We start from the raw sequence: 911 nt of genomic DNA, 5'->3' as shown, positions 1-911 counted from the left end.
AAATCGCATCGAGGATGCGGAAGCCGTCGGCCTTGTGGAGATAGGCGCCTTCAGTCAGCACGATTTCAGGGAGCGAGGGCTCTAGCGCGTGCTGCGTGAACGGATGCCAGACTCGAGACTCCGCCATCAGTCGCCTCCGGCAATCATGGCCAGGTCGAAGCCGGAAATCATTGCATCTCTCAACGTTTCACCCGTCAGCGGACCGAGGTGCGGCAGCCTGCCCAGCTGCGGCACGCCGCCGAATTCCACGATTGTCCTTTGTGTATCGGCCACCTCTTCGCCAATGAAGGCAATGCCGATGAGCGGGATGGAGCGGGCTCTCAGGGCCTCGATCGACAACAGCGTATGATTGATGGTGCCAAGCGCGGTGCGGGCGCACAGTATGACCGGCAGCCGCCATTGTTCGAATATGTCAATGAACCTTGTCTGTCGATTGAGCGGCACCATCAGCCCGCCGGCGCATTCGATGACGAGCGGTGTCGGCAGGACCGGAAATGAAAGATCGTCGGCCTCGATCGCGACGCCGTCGATTTCGGCTGATCGATGCGGCGACAGCGGCATCGTCAGTCGATAGACTTCGGGCAGCACGCGTCCGTCGGGCAAGCCGGAAAGCCGGGCGACGACCTCGCTGTCGGTCTCCTCGTTGAGGCCCGATTGCACCGGCTTCCAGTAGAAGCCGTCGAGCAGCCCGGCAAGTCCGGCCGAAAACACTGTCTTGCCAATTCCAGTGTCTGTTCCGGTGACGACGATGCGTTTGGTCATGCTGTGGCCAACACTCCGACGAGAGCCTCGACCATGGCGGAAATGTCGGCTTCGTCGACGTTGAGAGTCAGCGAAATGCGCAGGCGCGACGTACCCTCAGGCACTGTCGGCGGGCGAATGCCGCGTATGTCGCAGCCGCGGGCCTGCAG

Annotated in this window: 1 protein-coding gene and 1 pseudogene; both read right to left on the bottom strand. The window is 61.9% G+C overall.

Annotated features, from left to right (window positions below; all coding sequences use genetic code 11):
* Window positions 1–126: 126 nt before the first annotated feature.
* On the bottom strand, window positions 127–762 hold the full coding sequence (bioD, locus tag EOA22_RS35370) for a dethiobiotin synthase (RefSeq protein ID WP_127390702.1): 636 nt from the start codon (window positions 760–762) through the stop codon (window positions 127–129).
* Window positions 759–911, bottom strand: a pseudogene (locus EOA22_RS39400) (8-amino-7-oxononanoate synthase); the annotation flags it as partial. The gene bioD and the pseudogene EOA22_RS39400, both read right to left, overlap by 4 nt.

The organism is Mesorhizobium sp. M7A.F.Ca.US.014.04.1.1 (assembly GCF_003998745.1).
GTDB lineage: Bacteria > Pseudomonadota > Alphaproteobacteria > Rhizobiales > Rhizobiaceae > Mesorhizobium > Mesorhizobium ciceri.
Note: the sequence above shows the minus strand (reverse complement) of the source record. Positions and strands in the feature narration are given on the sequence as shown.